Origin of the sequence: Streptacidiphilus alkalitolerans (assembly GCF_042511045.1) — a bacterium.
Lineage (GTDB): Bacteria > Actinomycetota > Actinomycetes > Streptomycetales > Streptomycetaceae > Streptacidiphilus > Streptacidiphilus alkalitolerans.
In genome coordinates this window covers 384,211-403,294 of record NZ_JBHEZX010000004.1, presented here as the reverse complement: position 1 = coordinate 403,294, position 19,084 = coordinate 384,211, and the positions used below count along the sequence as shown (strand labels likewise).

14 protein-coding genes and 3 tRNA genes are annotated in these 19,084 nt (G+C 73.4%); 3 read left to right on the top strand and 14 right to left on the bottom strand.

Annotated elements, in window-relative coordinates:
- Nucleotides 1-5 precede the first annotated feature (5 nt).
- The 6 genes from ACEZDG_RS11250 to ACEZDG_RS11225 form a co-directional block, all read right to left on the bottom strand.
- On the bottom strand, nt 6-2,465 hold the full coding sequence (locus ACEZDG_RS11250) for a ComEC/Rec2 family competence protein (RefSeq protein ID WP_380506375.1): 2,460 nt from the start codon (nt 2,463-2,465) through the stop codon (nt 6-8).
- A gap of 128 nt (nt 2,466-2,593) precedes the next feature.
- Entirely contained in the window at nt 2,594-3,406 is an 813-nt protein-coding gene (locus tag ACEZDG_RS11245) for a ComEA family DNA-binding protein (protein ID WP_380506372.1), read from the bottom strand.
- A gap of 339 nt (nt 3,407-3,745) precedes the next feature.
- The gene (locus ACEZDG_RS11240; protein WP_380506369.1) at nt 3,746-4,585 is read right to left on the bottom strand and encodes a DegV family protein; all 840 of its coding nucleotides are present in this window, start codon (nt 4,583-4,585) and stop codon (nt 3,746-3,748) included.
- A 90-nt stretch (nt 4,586-4,675) separates the two neighbouring features.
- Nucleotides 4,676-5,251: a hypothetical protein gene (locus ACEZDG_RS11235; protein ID WP_380506366.1), complete on the bottom strand. Its 576-nt coding sequence runs from the start codon at nt 5,249-5,251 to the stop codon at nt 4,676-4,678.
- A 148-nt stretch (nt 5,252-5,399) separates the two neighbouring features.
- Nucleotides 5,400-8,291, bottom strand: coding sequence for a leucine--tRNA ligase (gene leuS / locus ACEZDG_RS11230; RefSeq protein ID WP_380506363.1), 2,892 nt, complete (start codon nt 8,289-8,291; stop codon nt 5,400-5,402).
- 223 nt (nt 8,292-8,514) lie between these two features.
- Complete coding sequence (locus ACEZDG_RS11225) at nt 8,515-10,629, bottom strand: S53 family peptidase (RefSeq protein WP_380506360.1); 2,115 nt, start codon at nt 10,627-10,629, stop codon at nt 8,515-8,517.
- Nucleotides 10,630-11,073: 444 nt separating this feature from the next.
- On the opposite strand from ACEZDG_RS11225, the gene ACEZDG_RS11220 reads away from it, so the two are divergent.
- On the top strand, nt 11,074-12,354 hold the full coding sequence (locus tag ACEZDG_RS11220) for a hypothetical protein (RefSeq protein WP_380506358.1): 1,281 nt from the start codon (nt 11,074-11,076) through the stop codon (nt 12,352-12,354).
- On the top strand, nt 12,351-13,868 hold the full coding sequence (locus ACEZDG_RS11215; RefSeq protein ID WP_380506355.1) for an NADH-ubiquinone oxidoreductase-F iron-sulfur binding region domain-containing protein: 1,518 nt from the start codon (nt 12,351-12,353) through the stop codon (nt 13,866-13,868). The genes ACEZDG_RS11220 and ACEZDG_RS11215 overlap by 4 nt, the downstream gene beginning before the upstream one ends.
- 50 nt (nt 13,869-13,918) lie before the next feature.
- Here the strand turns inward: ACEZDG_RS11215 and ACEZDG_RS11210 are convergent, their stop codons facing one another.
- The 3 genes from ACEZDG_RS11210 to ACEZDG_RS11200 all read right to left on the bottom strand — a co-directional run bounded on the left by ACEZDG_RS11210 (nt 13,919) and on the right by ACEZDG_RS11200 (nt 16,247).
- Nucleotides 13,919-14,425, bottom strand: a complete 507-nt coding sequence (locus ACEZDG_RS11210) for a hypothetical protein (protein ID WP_380506352.1) — start codon at nt 14,423-14,425, stop codon at nt 13,919-13,921.
- Between the two features lie 100 nt (nt 14,426-14,525).
- Nucleotides 14,526-14,598 (bottom strand) — tRNA-Ala (locus ACEZDG_RS11205).
- 140 nt (nt 14,599-14,738) lie between these two features.
- Nucleotides 14,739-16,247, bottom strand: a complete 1,509-nt coding sequence (locus tag ACEZDG_RS11200; protein ID WP_380506349.1) for an MFS transporter — start codon at nt 16,245-16,247, stop codon at nt 14,739-14,741.
- 101 nt (nt 16,248-16,348) lie between these two features.
- Here ACEZDG_RS11200 and ACEZDG_RS11195 point away from each other — a divergent pair, with 101 nt between their 5' ends.
- Nucleotides 16,349-17,269 (top strand): helix-turn-helix transcriptional regulator, encoded by a 921-nt coding sequence (locus tag ACEZDG_RS11195; RefSeq protein ID WP_380506347.1) that lies wholly within the window; start codon nt 16,349-16,351, stop codon nt 17,267-17,269.
- On the opposite strand, the gene ACEZDG_RS11190 is transcribed toward ACEZDG_RS11195, so the two are convergent.
- The 5 genes from ACEZDG_RS11190 to rsfS form a co-directional block, all read right to left on the bottom strand.
- Nucleotides 17,259-17,621: a UBP-type zinc finger domain-containing protein gene (locus ACEZDG_RS11190; RefSeq protein ID WP_380506344.1), complete on the bottom strand. Its 363-nt coding sequence runs from the start codon at nt 17,619-17,621 to the stop codon at nt 17,259-17,261. The two genes, ACEZDG_RS11195 and ACEZDG_RS11190, sit on opposite strands and share 11 nt — an antisense overlap.
- A gap of 63 nt (nt 17,622-17,684) precedes the next feature.
- Nucleotides 17,685-17,757, bottom strand: a tRNA-Ala gene (locus ACEZDG_RS11185).
- A 41-nt stretch (nt 17,758-17,798) separates the two neighbouring features.
- Nucleotides 17,799-17,871, bottom strand: a tRNA-Ala gene (locus ACEZDG_RS11180).
- Nucleotides 17,872-17,968: 97 nt separating this feature from the next.
- Nucleotides 17,969-18,616 carry a histidine phosphatase family protein gene (locus ACEZDG_RS11175; protein ID WP_380506930.1) on the bottom strand — a complete coding sequence of 216 codons (648 nt, stop codon included), beginning with the start codon at nt 18,614-18,616 and terminating at the stop codon, nt 17,969-17,971.
- Entirely contained in the window at nt 18,613-19,083 is a 471-nt protein-coding gene (rsfS, locus tag ACEZDG_RS11170; protein ID WP_380506342.1) for a ribosome silencing factor, read from the bottom strand. Before rsfS ends, ACEZDG_RS11175 begins: the two co-directional genes overlap by 4 nt.
- Between the last annotated feature and the right edge of the window lies 1 nt (nt 19,084).

The window sequence follows — 19,084 nt, the reverse complement described above, 5'->3', positions numbered from 1 at the left end:
CGGCATTATCGGGGACGGGTGGCGACCGAGATCCTGCCCACCTGGTCGATGACGGCCAGGTCGCCCTGCTGGTCGGTGCGGAGCACGGTGCTGCCGATCGAGCGGAGCAGGCGCAGGGTGGCCGGGGCCGGGTGGCCGTAGCTGTTGCCCAGGCCGCAGGAGATCAGCGCCAGGCGCGGGGCGAGCGCGCGGATCAGTTCGGCGTCCTGGTTGGCCGAGCCGTGGTGGGCGACCTTGAGGACGTCCACGTGGCGCAGGGCCGGGTAGTCGGCGAGGTGGTCGAGCAGTCGGGCCTGGGCGGGCGGTTCCAGATCGCCGAGGAAGGCCATCCGCAGCTGCGGGGTGGTGATGAGCAGGGCAACGCTGGCGTTGTTGGGCCCGGGGGTTCCGGCGTCCAGCGGTCCGGCCGGCCAGAGCACCTGCCAGTGCAGGTCGCCCAGGCCGCGGCGCTCGCCGGGGGCGGCCTCCAGCAGCGGGATGCGCGCGGCACCGGCCCAACGCCGGATCCTGGCCCACTCGCCGGGCGGGTCCTGGTCAGGGGTGGTCTCGATGGCGCCCACCTCACGGTCGTGCAGGACTCCGGGCAGGCCCTCGGCATGGTCGGCGTGGTCATGGGTGAGCAGCAGCAGCGGAATGCGGGTGATCTCCAGGCTGCGCAGACAGCTGTCGACGGCGTGCGGGTCAGGCCCCGCGTCGATCACCAGGGCGGTGCCCGGGTCCGTCCCCGAGGAGATCACCAGCGCGTCACCTTGGCCCACGTCGCAGGCGACGACCCTCCAGTGCGGCGGCGGCCAGCCGGTGACCAGCCGGGTCAGCGGCGCCGGTCGTAACAGCAGGGCAAGTAGCGCCAAGGTCAGCGCCAGGGCGACGAAGCGGTGGCGCAGCACCGGAAGGCAGGCGACCGCCGCGCAGGTGACGGCGACCAGCAGCAGTGCGCCGCCCCAGCCGCCCGGCCAGGCCAGCTCCGCCCCGGGCAGATCGGCGGCCCAGCGGGCGAGCATGATGATCCAACTCGCCGGGACGGCGGCCAACCTGGCCAGCACCACGGCCGCGGGCATGGACAGCGGTGCCGCCGCGAGGGCGGCGAAGCCGAGCAGGGTGGCCGGGGCCACCGCGATCTCGGCGAGCAGGTTGCAGGGGATCGCCACCACACTGACCCTCGCTGCTTTGAGGGCCAGCAGCGGGCCGCACATCACCTGGGCCGACGCCGCGCAGCCGACCGCCTCGGCGAGCCGTTCCGGCCAGCCCCGCTGGACCAGCGCCTCGGTCCAGCGCGGACCCAGCACCAGGATTCCGGCCGTGGCCAGCGCGGACAACGCGAAGCCGTAGGAACGGGCCAGCCACGGGTCGACCAGCATCAGCAGCAGCGTGGCCCCGCTGAGGGCGGAGAGCGCGGAGGCCCGGCGCCCGGTCGCCAGGGCCAACAGCATGACCAGGCCGGTGGTGGCCGCCCGCAGCACGCTGGGATCGGGACGGCAGAGGACGACGAAGCAGGCCGTCAGCAAGGCTCCGACCAGGGCCGTCGGCCGCAGCGGCAACCCGAGTCGGGCAGCGAGGCCGCCGCGTTCCGGGGTACGGGAGCGTGAGGCCGCGCCGATCAGCAGCACCAACAAGATACTGAGGTTTGCACCACTTACGGCAGTGATGTGGGCGAGGTCGGTGGCGAGGAAGGCCTCCTCCAGGTCGTCGGGCATTTCGCTGGTGTCCCCCACGACCAGGCCGGGGAGCAGCGCGCGGGGATCCGGAGCCAACGGGGCGCTGGCCCGGCGCAGCCCGGCCCGCAGCGCCCCCGCCGCACGCTGCACCTGTCCCGGGGGCGAGAGCACCTGCGGTGGGCCGCGGGTGAGCAGCAGGGCCGCGGTGTCACCGCCCGGGGCCACTTCCTGCAGCCGGGCCTGGACGGTCAGTCGGGTCGAGGGCAGCAGGGCGAGCCAGGCGTCGACTCCCGGGCCGGGGTCCTTCCCCCGGGAGCGGCTGCCGACGCGGCTGCCTTGGGCGATGACGACGACCGGGGTCCTCACCGCGGTAGCGCCGACCCGGTCGACAACGGCCTGGAGGACGACATACGGAGCCACCCCCGCGTGGCCCTGCCGCGGGTCCTTGGTGATGGTCAGATCGACGGTCACGGTGGCCTGACGGCGCGCCAGTTCGGGCAGCGGGCCTCGGTGCAGATCGGCGGTGGCCAGGGTGGTGGCGACGGCCGCCGCACCGGCGCTGAGCAGCAGCCCGGCCAGCGAACGTCCGGTCAGCGGACGGCGGAGCGGGCGGAAGGGGCGGAAGGAGGGGCGGGAGCGGAAGGGTCGGACGGGGTGGCGGGAAGGACGGGCACGGGTTGACAGGCGCATCAGGAGCAGGGCAGTGGCCGCGGCGAGCAGCGCGGCCAGCCGTACCCATGGCACGCCGGCGGGACCGACGCCGAGGACGGCGGCGGCGGTGGCCCACACGGTGAGGGCGGGCCCGACCAACCGCAGGTCCTGCGGCGGTGGCTCAGGTGCGTGCCGTCCAGGTGCGTGCCGTCCAGGTGTGCGCGGCTCCGGTGTGTGTGGTGCGGTGGGTGGCGGACGGCGGGTCGTCATGGCTGCGCCTCCTCTCGTCAGGGTCGGAGCAGGGCGCGGAGGTCCTTGAGGCGGCGCTCGCCGAATCCGCTGATCTGCCGGAGGTCGTCGACCGAGCGGAAGCCGCCGTGCTGGTCGCGGTACTGGATGATGCGCTGCACCAGGACGGGTCCCAGCCCGGGCAGTGCGTCGAGTTGGTCGGCGGTCGCGGTGTTGAGGCTCAGCGGGCTGCCCGGCGCTGCGGGCACACCTGGCACACCAGGCACGCCAGGGGCACCGGGCCCGCCGGGAGCCGCTGCCGCCGTCCCGCCGACGATGATCTCCTCGCCGTCGTTGACGATTCTGGCCAGGTTCAGATTCGTCAGGTCGGTGCCGGCCAGCGCGCCACCGGCGGCGCGCAGGGCGTCCTGAACCCGCGCGCCGGGGCGCAGCGTACGGACGCCCGGACGGCGGACCCGGCCGGCGACGTCCACGATCACCCCGCCGGTAGCCCCCGCGGCACCCGCGGCTTTCGGCGCTGTCCCGGTTCCGCCCACGGTCGGCTCCGGTGACACCACGGACGCCGCCGTGGCCCCCGCCGTCGCCGTCCCGGCAGTCTCGGCGACCGGGACGGCGACGGGTTCCGGACGGCCCACCCAGAAGTGCTGCACCCCGTAGCCGAGGGCGAGGACCAGCAGGACGCAGAGGCCGACCACCGCCCGCCGGTCCAGGTCCAGCCGCTCCTGCACGGCGAGCGGGAGCAGCGAACGGACCCGCGCGGAGGCCGAAGGCAGCGCCGGGAGCGGGGGCAGGAGCGGGGGCGGGAGGTCCTCCGGCTCCTCCTCCAGGGCACCCGCGGCGACGGGATCCACCCCCGGCGGAGGGTGCGCAGACGGCGGAGGACATGGCGACGGCGACGGCGACGGCAAAGGTGAAGGCGAAGGTGAAGGCGAAGGCGAAGGCGAAGGTGAAGGCGACGGGGCCGTGCGCACCCGTCGTGGCGCGGCCTCGTCGCGGCGGCCGGGACCGAACAGCGTGTCCATCCGCTGCCGGACCAGGTCGTCCATGGAATCCCGGTGCGAGCCGGGCAGCACGGTTCTCATGCCGCCGACGCTAGTCCCGCGAAACACCTGCCCAGCACGGCTACTGACGCCCTGTGGACAACTCGGGGGGTGTGCACAACTCGCTCACCCGCAAGGGTGAGAATCGGCTCAGCGCGGTGACACCACGACCGCCAGCAGCCCCGGGCCGACATGGGCGCCGATCACCGCGCCCACCTCCCCCACATACAGTTCCCGCAGCCCGGGAACCCGCTCCCGCAGCCGCTCCGCGAGGGTCAACGCGCCTGCCTCCGCCGCCAGGTGATGCACCGCCAGATCCACCTCGGCCGTTCCGGCCTGGGCGATGGCGATCTCCTCCAGCCTGGCGATGGCCCGGCTCGACGTCCGTACCTTCTCCAGCGGCTGGATCCGGCCGTCGGCCAGGTGCAGCAGGGGCTTCACCGCCAGCGCGGAGCCGAGCAGCGCCCGGGCCGCGCCGATGCGCCCGCCCCGCCGCAGGTACTCCAGGGTGTCGACGTAGAAGAACCCGGTGGTGGCCGCGGCCCGCTTCTCCGCGGCGGCGGCGACCTCGTCCAGGCTGCCGCCCGTCTGGGCGACCTCGGCCGCTGTCAGCACCGGGTAGCCCAGGGCCATGGCGACCATCCTGGTGTCCACCACCCGGACCGGCACCGGTGCGTCCTCGGCGGCGAGCAGCGCGGCCTCGTACGTCCCCGAGAGCTCGGCCGAGAGGTGCAGCGAGACGATCCCGGTGGCGCCCCGCTCGGCCGCGGCGCGGTAGGCGGCGGCGAACGCCTCGGGGCTGGGCCGGGAGGTGGTGACGTGGACCTTGCGCTGCAGCGCCGCCGCGACGTCGCCCGGTGTGACCGCGACGCCCTCCTCCAGGTCCTCGTCGCCCATCACCACGCTCAGTGGCACCACGTCCACCCCATGACGGGTGACCGCCTCGTCGGAGAGATAGGCGGTGGAATCGGTGACGAGCGCGACGGGCATGTCCCGGAGATTACCTGTCCGCGGGGGTGAGGGACAGGGGGACAAACCCCAGGTGACGCCACGGACAACAGAAGCCGACGGCGGAGCCCGTCAGGGCTTGCGCAGCGGATCGGCCTCGACGGCGGCCGGCGCCCAGTGGCGCAGCGCACCCGCCTCCGCCTCGCACTCCTCGCCCAGCCGGGCCAGGTCGTCGTCGGTGAAGCGGTGCTGCCGGTCCTGCGCGGCCCAGCGCAGCGAGGAGGCCAGGTGGACGATCCGCTCGCCGCGCTCCTTGGCGTGGGTGAAGCGGGACTCCACCCTGGACGTGTCCGGTTCCCGTTCCAGCAGCCGCAGTTCGGCGTCGAGCTCGACGGCGTGCGAGTCGAGCCGGGCGAGCAGGCCGAGCGCCTCGACCAGTTGCGGATCCCTCGGCGCGCCGGCCTCCAGCACCCGCCGGGAGGCGGCGAGCGCCCCGCGCACCTCGCTGCGCAGCGCGGCGACCCGTCCGTGCACGCCGCCCCTGGTGAGCGAGCGGGCCTTGATGCCGACGTCCTCCACCGCGCGCTTGGCCTGCGGCGCGGCGCGGCCGATGGCGCGCTTGGTCTTCACCACGACCAGCGCGGTGACGGCCGCGATGCTCCCGAAGAACAGCACCAGGATTCCCAGAACGATGGCCAGCGTCTCCACGCGGTGCTCCTCTCACTGCTCAGCAAGCAGAACGGCCGTACTGCTGTTCCACGGTAGCGCCATGGAACAGCGGTACGGCCGCCGCGAGCGGTATTCCCCGAGAGATCAGGGACACTTCAGGGCCGCCCTGATCCTCGCGTCGCCAGCCTCACACCACGATGTTGACCAGCTTCGGCGCCCTGACGATCACCTTGCGCACCTCGGCCCCGGCGATCGCCGCCACCACCGCGGGGTCGCCCAGCGCCAGCGCCTCCAGCTCCGCGTCGGCGATGGCCGGCGGGACCTCCAGCCGGGCCTTGACCTTGCCCTTGACCTGGACCACGCAGGTCACGGTGTCGTCGACCAGGTAGGCCGGGTCGGCCTCCGGCAGGGTCTCGTGCACCAGCGAGGTCGGGTGGCCCAGCCGGTGCCACAGCTCCTCGGCGATGTGCGGGGCCAGCGGGGCGACCAGCAGGACCGCCTGCTCGGCCACGACCCGCGGCGTGGAACCCCGCTTGACCAGGAAGTTGTTCAGCTCGGTGGCCTTGGCCACGGCGGTGTTGAACTTCAGCCCGGCCAGGTCGCCGCGGATGCCGTCGATGGCCTTGTTCAGCGCCCGCAGGGTGGCCTCGTCCGGCTCCTCCTCGGTGACCACCAGGGCACCGGTCTCCTCGTCCACGACGGTGCGCCACAGCCGCTGCAGGAAGCGGAAGGAGCCGACCACGGCGCGGGTGTCCCAGGGGCGGGAGACGTCCAGCGGGCCCATCGCCATCTCGTACAGGCGCAGGGTGTCCACGCTGTAGGCGTTCGTGACCTCCTCGGGGGCGACCACGTTCTTCAGCGACTTGCCGATCTTGCCGATCTCCCGGCTGACCGGCCCGCCCTCGAAGTACCAGACGCCGTCCCGCTCCTCGACCTCGGCCGCGGGGACCGGGAAGCCGCGGGAGTCGCGGAACACCTCGCCCTGGATCATGCCCTGGTTGAACAGCTTGTGGAACGGCTCCTTGGAGCTGACGTGGCCCAGGTCGAACAGCACCTTGTGCCAGAACCGCGAGTACAGCAGGTGCAGCACCGCGTGCTCGGCGCCGCCGACGTACAGGTCGGCGCCGCCGGCCGGCTTCACGGCGGTCGGGCCCATCCAGTAGGACTCGTTGACCGGGTCGACGACCTGCGCGCTGTTGTCGGGGTCGACGTAGCGCAGCTCGTACCAGCAGGAGCCGGCCCAGTTGGGCATGGTGTTGGTCTCGCGCCGGTAGCTCCTGACGCCCCGCCCGTCGCCCAGGTCCAGCTCGACGCCGACCCAGTCCTCGTTCCGGGACAGCGGGGTCTCCGGCGAGGTGTCGGCGTCGTCCGGGTCGAAGGTGCGCGGCGAGTAGTCGTCGATCTCGGGCAGCTCGACCGGCAGCATCGACTCGGGCAGCGGGTGCGCCACGCCGTCCTCGTCGTAGACGATCGGGAAGGGCTCGCCCCAGTAGCGCTGACGGCTGAACAGCCAGTCGCGCAGCTTGAAGTTGACCGTGCCCTCGCCGATGCCCCGCCCGGCCAGCCAGTCGGTGATGGCCTTCTTGGCGTCCACGACGCCCAGGCCGTCCAGCGAGATCTCGGCGTTGGCGGAGTTCACGATCGCCGCGTCGTAGGAGACGAAGGCGTCGTCCCAGGTGGACGCGTCGGTGCCGCGGTCGTCGCCGGGCTGGACCACGCAGCGGATCGGCAGCCGGAAGGCGCGGGCGAAGGCGAAGTCGCGGACGTCGTGGGCCGGGACGGCCATGATCGCGCCGGTGCCGTAGCCCATCAGCACGTAGTCGGCGATGAACACCGGCACCTGCTCGCCGCTGACCGGGTTGGTCGCGTACGCGCCGGTGAAGACGCCGGTCTTGGCCTTGGCGTCGGCCTGCCGCTCGACGTCGGACTTGCTCGCGGCCAGCTTGCGGTAGGCGGCGACGGCCTCGGCGGGGGTGGCGTGGCCGCCGGTCCACTCCTCCGGCAGTCCGGCCGAGGACCCCGAGGGCCAGGCGTCCGGGACGACGGTGTCGACCAGCGCGTGCTCGGGCGCCAGCACCATGTAGGTGGCGCCGAACAGGGTGTCGGGGCGGGTGGTGAAGACGGTGATCGCCTCGCCGGGGTGGCCGGGCAGCGCGAAGTCGACCTTGGCACCCTCGCTGCGGCCGATCCAGTTGCGCTGCTGCAGCTTGATCGCGTCCGGCCAGTCCAGCAGGTCCAGGTCCTCGATCAGCCGGTCGCCGTAGGCGGTGATCCGCATCATCCACTGGCGCAGGTTGGACTTGAACACCGGGAAGTTGCCGCGCTCGGAGCGGCCCTCCGCGGTGACCTCCTCGTTGGCCAGCACGGTGCCCAGCCCGGGACACCAGTTGACCGGGGCCATCTTGATGTAGGCCAGCCGGTAGTCGCTCAGCACCTCGCCGCGCTCGGCCGGGCTCAGCTCGGCCCAGGGGCGGCCGTCCGGGGTGGCCTGCTCACCGCGCTCGAACCGGGCCACCAGCTCGCTGATCGGACGCGCCGCGCCGTTCGTACCGGCCTCGGGGTCGTACCAGGAGTTGAAGATCTGCAGGAAGATCCACTGGGTCCACTTGTAGTACGTGGGGTCGATCGTGGCGATGGAGCGCCGCGAGTCGTGGCCCAGGCCCAGGTGGCGCAGCTGCTTGCGGTACATGGCCATCGCGGCCTCGGTGGACTCCCGGGGATGCGTCCCGGTCGCCACCGCGTGCTGCTCGGCGGGCAGGCCGAAAGCGTCGAAGCCCATGGTGTGCAGCACATTGTGGCCGGTCATCCGCAGGTGGCGGGCGTAGACGTCGGTGGCGATGAAGCCCAGCGGGTGGCCGACGTGCAGGCCGTTCCCGGAGGGGTACGGAAACATGTCCATGATGAACGCATGCGGACGCGAGGCCAGGTCGGACCCGGCGTCGGCCAGGGTGCCGACCGGGTTGGGGGCGTCGAAGACCCGCTCACGCTCCCAGTGGTCCTGCCAAGCGCTCTCGATCCTCGCAGCCAGCGCGGGGGTGTAGCGGTACGCCTCGGGCGCCTCGGGTGTGGTCTCGCTCATCGTCCTCAGACTCCATCAGGGGTTGCTCGCTGCCGACTGCTTGGTCCGGGGGGTGCCGGAAAACAGAAAGACCCCTCACATGAGGGGTCGCCACGCTGACTCCGACTGGAAGTCGGCTCGTGTCAGCGCGGCCGGCCAAGAAGCAGGCGCACGGATCGCATGGGCACAGGGTACCGCAGCGCCCGGACCGTACGCCTGCCACTTCCTCCCTACCGCTGCCCGGTTACGGCGTGCGCGGGGTGCTGAGGCCCTTCGGGCCCTTGGGACCCTTGGCGGCCGGGCCCTCGGCCGGCTTCGGGACGGGCGGGTAGGAGGCCAGGTAGCCGGCCGCGGGCGAGCCCACACCGGTCACGTTGTCGTAGCCCTTGAGCGCCTGCAGCGAGGAGTCGTGCCCCATGGTCCGCAGCGTGGTGTTCAGGCCGTTGGCGGCGTTGACGCCGTTGCGGAAGTCGGTGCGGACCATGGCGAGCGTGGTCGAGGCGCCCAGCGGGGTGTCGGTGACGTCGTGGAAGGCCGCGGTGCCGTAGCGCTGGTACAGCGCCGGGTTGGCGAAGCCCAGCGGGGCGCCGCCCTGGGCCTGCTGGGCCAGCGCCTGGATCGCCGAGAACACCGGGGTGGCCAGCGAGGTCCCGCCGATCCGGTACTCGCCGTAGTGGACGCTGTTGTCCAGCCAGGTCTGGGTCTGGCCGACCAGGAAGCCGGTGCCGGGGTCGGCCACGGCCGCGACGTCCGGGGTCACCCGGTTCCGGCCGCCGTTGGCGCCGGACAGCTGGCTGGGCACCACCTTCAGCTGGTAGTCGGGCTCGGGCACCCGCGCGCTGGTGCCGCCGCCCGCGCCGCTGGAGAAGGTGCCGGGCAGCCTGCCCCAGGACTTGCCGTCCCTGGACAGCGGGGAGGTGTCGGTGCCCCAGCCGGTCTCGAAGCGGTAGTCGCCGTTCCTGTCGGTGGCCAGCGAGGTGCCGCCGACCGCCGTCACCCAGGGCAGCGAGGCCGGCATCGGGGCCTGCTTGCCCGCGCCGTCCGCGGCGGCGAAGTCGCCGTCGTCGCCGGTGGCCACGTAGAAGCCGATGCCCTCGACCGCGCCGCGCTGGAAGATGTCGTCGTAGACCGGGTCGGCGGCCGGGTCGCTGCCGGTCTGCTCGGCCTCGCCCCAGGAGTTGCTGACGATGTCCGCCAGCCGGCCGTCCACGATCCGGCCCAGCGCGTCGGTGAAGGCGTCGTCGCCGCAGTCGGACGCGGCGGAGTAGAGGATGTTCGCGTCCGGGGCGACGCCGTGCACCGCCTCCACGTCCAGGGTCTGCTCGCCGTACCAGCCGGAGGCGCCGCAGCCGTCCGGGGTGGTGTCCGGGTTGTAGTCGTAGGTGTGGCTCCAGTCGGCCGGGCCGACCCGGATCAGCTGGCCCGGACGGTACGGCTGTTCGTGGTGCGCAGCCGAGTAGGCGGCGGTGTCGTCGCCCAGGGTCGGCGAGTCGTAGGCGTCGACCACCGCGACGGTCACCCCGGCGCCGGTCGGCCCGTTGGCCGGGACCCCGTAGGCGCGGCGCAGCTGGGCGCCGGTGTAGCCGGCCAGCGCGTAGGGCTGCACCTGCCCGTACGCCTTGGGGGTGCCGGTGGCCGGGGTGGACCCGAAGGTGCTGGAGAAGGGACCGGAGACGGCCAGCGCGGCGCCGGGCGGCGGCAGCAGGTCGCGGCGGCCCGTGCCGCCGGTCCGGGGGGCGTCGTCGCGGACGCTGCTCGGCCGCATCAGGTGCGGGGAGCTGTCCAGGCCGGTCACCGAGAGCACGTCCGCCGCGACCGAGGCCGGGACGGTGGCCGGGACGGCCGGGGCGCGGTAGGTGCGGCCGTCCTTGCGGTAGGAGTGCAGCGGGGTGCCGAACGCCCTGCGGACGGCCGTGGCGTCGCCCCGCACGGTGAGGAAGTGCGGGGTGGTGGCGACGACCTCGAACCCGGCCGAGCCGAGCCAGCTGCGGACGGTCGCGGTCTGGGCGGCGGTGGTGCCGAACCGGGACTTCACCTGAGCGGCCGTCAGGTAGTGCCCGTGCGAGGCCGATCGCGGATCGGAGACCGCCGTCGCCAGCGCCGCCAGCCCGGCCCGGTCCCGGCCCGCCAGATAGACACGCACCGTCACCGGGACGGAGGCCGCGACCTCGCCGCGGTCGGCGGTGGGCGCCGCCCAGGCCGGCTGGGTGCCGGGGAGCACCACCCGGGCGGGCTGTGTCTGCGCTCCGGCAGGACTGCCCGCGACCAGGCCGCCGAGCAGCAGCGGGGCCGCCAGCAGGGCGGCCGTACCAGCCCTGGGGCCGAAACGGGGCGTGGGACGGGGTCTGCTGGAACGCATGGGATACCTCTCCTCAAGGGGGCGCACTTGTGTGAAGAATGCGCAGCGCAGAGCGTGAGGCGAAGGTCGAGTGCCGCCGATCGACGGATCATCAGCTGAATATTCATCAGTTCGGGTCCAATAGCGGACGACGTTGTCTAAGAGGGCCCGGCCATTGGTGGCTGGATGAAGGAGCGGGTCGAGGGCCGAGTCTGGGCGGGGCGGAGGAGGGAGCCATGGCGGAGCCCTGGCGACCGACGACAACCCGGCCAGGCGACGGCCATCGGCACGCGACGCCAGCCACCAATGGCCGGGCCCTCTAAGTCGTTCGGGTGCGCGAACCGTAAGTCATGTCGCTCATCTCCGTACGGGGTTTCCACGGACCTGGTGGACGGCCCCCGTTGTCCCGCTAGCATCACGGCCACATCACGATTCGGGGGACGCAGGACGAGTCGGAGGCTGACGATGACCGCCCGTACCAGGCACATCCGGCGCACCACGCGCACCGCACGACCGCGCTCCCTGTCCTTCCCACTGTTCCTGATCATGGTCTGCGCCGCCGTGACCATCGGGACCACCGCGATCCGGGCGCTCGGCGGGGGCCCGGACGCCCCCGGCATGAGCGGGGCGGTGGCCGGGACCGCCGGGCGGTTCATGGCCTTCCTCGACTACTTCGCCGGGGTCTTCACCCTGCTCTCGCTCACCGCCGCGGTGGTCTGCGGGCTCGCCGCCACCGACCGGCTGGTGCTGAGCGCCCGTCACCGGGTCGCCATGCAGTCGGTGCACCGGGCCACCTCGGTGGCCGCGCTGGGCTTCCTGGCCACCCACATCGCGGTGAAGGTCGCCGAGCAGGACGCGACACCGCTGGTCGCGCTGCTGCCCTTCGGCGGCGGGGCGACCTTCGCGGTCGGCCTCGGCACCCTGGCCGCCGACCTGCTGGTGCTGACCGCCGCCACCGGCGCGGTCCGCGGCCGGTTCGCCGGCAGCCGCCGCCCGTGGCTGTGGCGGGTCCTGCACAGCGGGGCCTACGCCTGCTGGCCGATCGCGCTGGCCCACGGCCTGACGGCGGGTCGGGCCGCGGCGGTGTGGGTGCTCTGGAGCTACGGGCTGTGCGCGGCGGCGGTCGGACTGGCCCTGCTGGTCCGACTGCTCGGCGCGGCCGGCCGCGGCTCCGCCCGGCGGCGCACCGTCCGCACCCTGCGGGCGTACCGGCCGCGGACGCCCAAGGGGGCGGCCGAGGAGCCGCTGTCGCTGGCCACCCACGGGCAGCACTCGGTCTACGCGGAGCCGGCGGAGCCCGTGCAGGTCCAGGCGCCCGCACCGGCGCCGGTCCCCGACTACGGGCCCGTTCCTGACTACGTGCCCGACTACGCCCAGCACGCCGCGTACCCCTACCAGCCGCAGTACGCCGAAGCGGCCTACGGCTCCTACGGCTACCCGGCGCCCTCGCCCTGGGCCGGCGACGGCCAGGCCCGGCCGCACCCGACGCTGACCGAGACCCCGCCGCACGGCTTCTCCGTCCCCGGCAACCTGTTCGGCACCCCCTACGCCCCGGCCCCGGCGCCCGCCTACGCGCCGGACTGGCTGGAGGACAGCGGCAGCTGGACCGCCTGGAGCGCCCTCACCTGGGACACTCCGCCGCAGGGCGTCCCGGTCTTCCCCGAGGGCGGTCCGATCGGCAGCGTGTATGTCAACCCCGGTGTCCAGTACCAGGGTTCGGCCCATGAGCACGGCGGCGGCTGGTGAGCGCCCCGGACGTGCTGCGGCTGGGCCCGGCCCGGCTCACGGCCGGCCTGGACCAGTACGCCCGGCTCGACCTGCCCCGCCACCGCACCGCGCACGGCCCGCTTCCCCGCTTCGGCCGCGGCGCGCTGCTCGACCTGGTGGAACGGCTGGACCTGCGCGGACGCGGCGGAGCCGGCTTCCCCTTCGCCCGCAAGGCCCGCGCCGCGCTGGCCACCGGCGAGCGCACCCGGCAGCCGCTGGTGGTGGTCGTCAACGCCACCGAGGGCGAACCGGCCAGCGCCAAGGACCGGATGCTGCTCACCCGCGCCCCGCACCTGATCCTGGACGGCGCCTGCCTCGCCGCGGAGGCCTTCGGCGCGGAGGAGATCGTGATCGGGGTGGCCGCCGGGGGCCCGGGCGAGACCTCGATCCCCCGGGCCATCGCCGAACGGGAGCGCGAGCAGAACGGCTCGGCCTACCGGCTCCCCTGCCCCACCAGGGCCGTGTGCCTGCCCGAGCGCTTTGTCTCGGGCGAGTCCGGCGCGCTGATTCGCGGCATCTCCGGGCTGCCCGCGGTCCCGCCGGCCCGCCGGGCCCGGGCCACCGACGGCGGGCCGGCGGGGGTGCGCGGCCGTCCCACGCTGCTCTCCAACGCCGAGACCTACGCCCAACTCGCCGTGGCCGCACGGCTGGGACCGGACGCCTACGCCGTGGTCGGCACCCCGGCCGAACCCGGCACGCTGCTGCTCACGCTCACCCGTCCCGGGCTGCCCCCGCTGGTGGTGGAGGTCCCGGCGGGCGCGCCGCTGGGCCAGGTGCTGGACGCCTGCGGCATCGCGCCCGGGCAGGGGCTGCTGGTCGGCGGCTACCACGGCGCCTGGCTCCGGCCCCAGGACGCCGCGCACGCCCCGGTCTCCCGGGCCGGGCTCGCGGCGGTCGGCGGCACGCTCGGCGCCGGGGCGGTGGCCTCGCTGCCCGCCGACACCTGCCCGCTCGGGGAGGTGGCCCGGATCACCGCCTGGCTGGCCGCCGAGTCCGCCGGACAGTGCGGACCCTGTCGGCTCGGCCTGCCCGACACCGCCGACGCGCTGGCCCAGCTCGCCACCGCCGGCGGCGGCCCCTCCGCCCTGGACCAGGCCCGCCGCACGATCACCGCCGTCCGCGGCAGGGGCGCCTGCGCCCACCCGGACGGCACGGCCCGCTTCGTGCTCTCCGCACTGGAGGTCTTCGCCGAGGACCTCGCCGTCCACGAGTCGGGACGCGGCTGCGGGCGTCCGGTCCGCGGCGTGCTGCCGCTGCCGGGGGACGCTGCCTCGGCGCTGCCGGCCGCGGCGGAACGGGAGCCGACGCTGGAGGTGGACTGGACCCGCTGCGACGGCCACGGCCTCTGCGCGGCCCTGGCCCCCGAGCTGATCACCCTCGGCCCGCACGGCTACCCCGTGCTGGGCACCACCCCGATCGCCCCCTGGCTCACCCACCGCGCCCGCCGCGCCGTCAGCCAGTGCCCGGCCCTCGCCCTCCGCCTGCGCCCCTGACCCCGCCGGGGGCGACGTCCGCCCCCACGGGGGCGCAGCGTTGCGCGCCGCTATTTCGCGGACTGCAGCACGTCCAGGCGGTCGGCGAGGCTGTTGAGTTCGGTCATGCCCTCGCCTATCGAGTGGACCCCGATCGCCACGGCGTTCGCGTCTCCCCGTTCCGCGCCCGCCGAGCAGCTGAGGGCCCCGCGCCGGGCGTCCTGGAGCGCGAGCACCCAATGGGCCTGGGCAGGGGCGTCGGGTATCGGCGGCTCGGCCTGCCCTGCGGCGGCCGCGGTGGTGATGCTGTCGCAGTCGTCCGACACCTCGGCGGTCCTGGTGACTCCGTTGAGGCTTTCCATCGCCTTGTACAGATCCACCAGGTGCTGCCCCGCGGGCCCGTCGGTCCAGGCAGTGACGCGGGCGTTGACGGCGCTGAGCTGCGCGGGGCTGAGCGAGGGGGTGCTGATCGGGACGGGCTTGCTGCGGTCGGTGTGAGAGGACCCGTAGGCGACGACACCCGCCACCAGGGCTGCCGCGAGGGAGATGAGGGCCAACTGGGCCCGTGAAGCGCGCATCGGAGAATCTTCGCATGCGGAAGAATCGGTTCCGCAATGGCCCCGGAAAGCAGAAGATCCCGCCCGGTCGCTGGGACCGGACGGGATGCTCACTGCTCTGTGGAGCTACGGGGAATTGAACCCCGGACCTCTTGCATGCCATGCAAGCGCTCTACCAACTGAGCTACAGCCCCATGTGTCGTGCCGCGCTGCGGTTCCCCGTGGCGACATGCCCCACTCTACACGTCCCGGGACCCCGCCCACCAATCACTTGACGGCCCTCCCGCCCGCGCCGCCGCGCAGGTGGGAGGGCAGGTGGGAGGGCCGGTCGGGGCTACGCCCCGGCCGCCGCCAGGCGGCGGGTGCGGGCGGCGAGCAGGGCGGCGCAGAGCAGCGCCGCCAGCGTGCCGAGGGTGGTGATGAACAGGGCGTGGCCGGAGTCCCGGGACGGGGCGGGATAGCTGACCTCGCCGAGGAACAGGGTGCCGAGGGTGGCGACGCCGAGGACCGTGCCGAGCTGGATCATCGTGATCACCACCCCGCTGGCGTCCGAGGCGTCGGACGGGGCGACCCGGGCCAGCGCCCGGCCCATCAGCGGGCCGTAGGCGCAGCCGCCGATCAGGCCGATCGGCAGCATCAGCGCCTCGACCCCGAAGCCCACCCCGCTGCCGTTCCTGAGCAGCAGGCCGAGGCCGAGGTAGCCGACGCCGCAGAGCGCCAGCGCCACCGCGGGCAGCGGTACGTGCAGCCGCCGGGGCAGCCGCTGCCAGTACATCCCGGAGATCCCGAAGCCCACCGACAGCGGCAGGAAGACCAGTCCGGCGCGCAGCGGGGTCAGCCCCAGGCCCGCCTGCACGTGCATCGCCATGGCGAACATGAAGCCGCTGACGGTGGCCATGGTCAGGAAGATCGCTCCGCCGGCCGTCAGCAGGCCGGGGGCGCGCAGCACCCGGGCATGGATCAGCGGGCTGCCGCCGCGGGCCGCGATCCGCTGCTCCACCAGCCCGAACAGGGCGAACAGCAGCGCGCTGGCGCCGAGCATCAGCCAGCCCCAGAGCGGCCAGTGCTCCTCGTGCCCCATCACCAGCGGCACCACCAGCAGGCCCAGCGCCCCGGCCAGCACCACCAGGCCGAGCAGGTCCAGGCTGCGCCCGCGGTTGCCGGGCAGCACCGGGAGCAGCTTGCGCCCGGCCAGCAGCAGCACGATGCCGATCGGCACGTTCACCAGGAAGGCCGGGCGCCAGCCCGAGCCGAACAGGTCGGCGCCGACCAGCACCCCGCCCAGCACCTGGCCGACCACCCCGGCCCCGGCCAGCACCGCGGTGTACGCGCCGAGGGCGCGCAGCCGGGCCGCGCCGGTGAAGGTCCGCTGGATCAGGCTCATCACCTGCGGCACCATCAGCGCCGCGCCCACGCCCTGCAGCACCCGGAAGCCGATCAGCGCCCCCGCGGTCGGGGCGAGCCCGCAGGCGAGCGAGGCCAGGGTGAAGCCGGCCACGCCGAGTTGGAACACCCGGCTGAAGCCGTGCCGTTCGCCGAGCCTGGCTCCGGTGATCAGCAGCACCGCGTAGGCGATGGTGTAGCCGGCGATGATCAGCTGCAGCGCGGAGCCCGAGGTGTGCAGATCGGTTCTGATCACCGGGGCGGCGACATTGACGATGAAGACGTCCAGCACGGCCATGAACTGGCCGGTGAGGATCAGTCCGAGCAGCAGCCCGGGACGGGCCGTCCCCGCGATGGGCACAGCCGCGCCGGACGGCGGTGCCGCACCGCGGCTGCTGGAGTGAACTGCCGTGTCAGCGGTGGGAGTCGGGGCAGGACGGGTGAGCTCGGTATCGGCCATGCCACTATCGTGGTGCCGTGCTGGTACAGGTAGTTAGAGCCTGCTGATACTGGTACTGACACTACCTGTCAGCCGCTCGGGATCTGCGGCACCATGGGTCCATGAGCCTGACCGACGCCGCATCGAAGACTCCCCGGTCGACCTCGGCCGCGCCGCGGCGGACCGAGCTCGCCGCGTTCCTCAAGGCCCGCCGGGCCAGGGTCACCCCGGAGGACGTCGGCATGCCGCCCGGGCTCCGCCGCCGCACGCCGGGCCTGCGGCGGGAGGAGGTGGCGCAGCTGGCCGGGGTCGGGGTCACCTGGTACACCTGGCTGGAGCAGGGGCGGCCGATCAACGCCAGCGAGCAGGTCATCACCTCGATCGCGCGCACCCTCAAGCTGGGCGCCGTCGAGATGGCCCACCTCTTCCGGCTCGCCGGCCTGGAACCGCTCCAGCAGTCGGCCGACGACTGCCCGTTCGTCCCGGAGCTGCAGGGCGTCCTGGACGCGCTGTCCCCGCTGCCCACCGCCGTCAGCAACTCCCGCTACGACATCCTGCGCTGGAACTCCGCCTACGAGGCCCTGTTCCCCGGCCTGCTGCTGGGCCCGGGCCGGCGCAACAGCCTGTGGGCCACCGCCACCTTCCCGGAGTGCTGCAACGCCTTCGTCAACCGGGACCAGGAGCTGCCGCGCATGATCGCCGTGCTCAGGGCCGGCTACGGGCGGCATGTGGGCGAGCCGTACTGGGAGGACTTCATCCGCGACCTGCTGGCGGCGAGCCCCGATTTCGCCCGGCTCTGGGCGCAGCAGGACGTGGCGGCGTTCTCGATCCGGCAGAAGGTGTTCCGGCACGCGGCGGTGGGCGAGATGCGGCTGTCGGCGGCCAACTTCGGCGTCACCGGGGTGCCCGAGGCCCGGATGGTGGTCTACACGCCGATGGACGAGGAGAGCCGTGAGCGGATCGCGTGGCTGATGGCCAACCCCGGGCTGCCGGTGGTCGACCACGTCCATCCGCCCACGGCCGGTACTGGGCTCAGCCGTTGAGGTGCTCGGTCCAATCGGCCGGGACCCGGCCGGAGGGGCCGGGGGTGGGCTGCTCGACCGGATGGTGCTGCGGTCCTGCCAGGGCCGGGCCGCCCTCGTAGAACTGCTTCTCCGGGTAGCTCCAGAACCACTCCTCGCCCGGTTCGAAGCTACGGATCACCGGGTGTCCTTCATGTCCGGCATGGGCACTGGCGTGCTGCGAGGGCGAGCTGTCGCAGCAGCCGATGTGCCCGCACTGGGCGCAGCGGCGGAGGTGGAACCACCAGCCGCCGGAACTCTCGCACTCGACGCAGCCGGTGCCCGAGGGCGGCACCGAGGGGTTGATCGGGTCGACGGTCGCAGAATCGTCCATCTCTCCAACGTAGACGAAAAACCCGCCCGATCACTGGGATCGGGCGGGTTTCCCACCGACTTGTGGAGCTACGGGGAATTGAACCCCGGACCTCTTGCATGCCATGCAAGCGCTCTACCAACTGAGCTACAGCCCCGCACGTGCCTGTCCGATTGTCTTGTCCTGCGTTGTCCTGCGTGGAGCTACGGGGAATTGAACCCCGGACCTCTTGCATGCCATGCAAGCGCTCTACCAACTGAGCTACAGCCCCGCTGTCCGGCACCGAATTCCTAGGGTGCGAACGAGGAAGACTTTAGCGGCAGGGGGGCCGAACTGCGAAATCCGGCCCCTTCACCCCACCTGTCGGCTCAGGTGTCGTCCCCGATCACGGGCTCCGGAAGGGTCCCCGCGTTGTGTTCCAGCAGCCGCCAGCCGCGGGCGCCCTCGCCCAGGATCGACCAGCAGCAGTTGGAGAGGCCGCCCAGCGCCTCCCAGTGGTAGGAGTCGAGCCCCAGCATCCGGCCGATGGCCATCCTGATCGTCCCGCCGTGGCTGACCACGACCAGCGTCCCCCGGTCGGGGAGGTTCTTCACCGCGTCCAGGACCACCGGGACCGCCCGGTCGGCGACCTCGGTGCCGAGCTCGCCGCCGCCCCTGCGGACCGGTTCGCCGAGCTTCCAGGCGCGGTACTCCTCGGCGTACTGCTCCTGGATCTCCTGGTTGGTCAGGCCCTGCCAGGAGCCGGCGTAGGTCTCCCGCAGGCCCGCGTCATGGACCACCTCGATCCCGGTCACCGCGGCCAGCTCGGCGGCGGTGTCCGCGGCACGCTGCAGGTCGGACGCGACGACCGCGTCCGGGCTGAGCGCGGCGAGCAGCCGGGCCGCGCGGCGGGCCTGGGCGGTGCCGGTCTCCGTCAGCGGGATGTCCGTGCTGCCCTGGAAGCGGCCCTCCAGGTTCCAAGGGGTCTGCCCGTGCCGCCAGAAGACGACCCGCCGACCGCGTGAGCTCCCGTTCAGCGCAGGCTCCGATCAGCCTCGGCCTGCAGCACGGCCTCCACGTGGTCGAACTCGTTGGGCTCGCGGATGTACTCGTCCTCGCTGCTCCGGTTGCGGCTGGCCTTGGCGTCCTCGGGCAGGTCGATCTCCGGGCAGTCCTTCCAGAGCCGCTCCAGGCCGTAGTAGGAGCGCTCCTCGGAGTGCTGGACGTGCACCACGATGTCGAGGAAGTCGAGCAGGATCCAGCGGCCCTCGCGCTCGCCCTCGCGGCGCACCGGCTTGGCGTCGCACTGCTCCCGCAGTGCCTCCTCGATGCCGTCGGCGATGGCCTTGACCTGGCGGTCGTTGGGCGCGGAGGCCACCACGAAGGCGTCGGTGATCGCGAGCACGTCGCTGACGTCGAAGGCGATGATGTTGTGGGCCAGCTTGTCCGCCGCGGCCTGGGCGGCGGTGGTGACAAGTTCTACGGCGCGGTCTGTCGCGGTCACA

Excerpts from the sequence above, each read along its gene's own strand:
- ACEZDG_RS11240 (WP_380506369.1), bottom strand. The coding sequence starts at position 4,585 with ATGCCCGTCGCGCTCGTCACCGATTCCACCGCCTATCTCTCCGACGAG.
- leuS (WP_380506363.1), bottom strand. The coding sequence starts at position 8,291 with ATGAGCGAGACCACACCCGAGGCGCCCGAGGCGTACCGCTACACCCCC.
- ACEZDG_RS11225 (WP_380506360.1), bottom strand. The coding sequence starts at position 10,629 with ATGCGTTCCAGCAGACCCCGTCCCACGCCCCGTTTCGGCCCCAGGGCT.
- ACEZDG_RS11220 (WP_380506358.1), top strand. The coding sequence starts at position 11,074 with ATGACCGCCCGTACCAGGCACATCCGGCGCACCACGCGCACCGCACGA.
- ACEZDG_RS11210 (WP_380506352.1), bottom strand. The coding sequence starts at position 14,425 with ATGCGCGCTTCACGGGCCCAGTTGGCCCTCATCTCCCTCGCGGCAGCC.
- ACEZDG_RS11200 (WP_380506349.1), bottom strand. The coding sequence starts at position 16,247 with ATGGCCGATACCGAGCTCACCCGTCCTGCCCCGACTCCCACCGCTGAC.
- ACEZDG_RS11195 (WP_380506347.1), top strand. The coding sequence starts at position 16,349 with ATGAGCCTGACCGACGCCGCATCGAAGACTCCCCGGTCGACCTCGGCC.
- ACEZDG_RS11190 (WP_380506344.1), bottom strand. The coding sequence starts at position 17,621 with ATGGACGATTCTGCGACCGTCGACCCGATCAACCCCTCGGTGCCGCCC.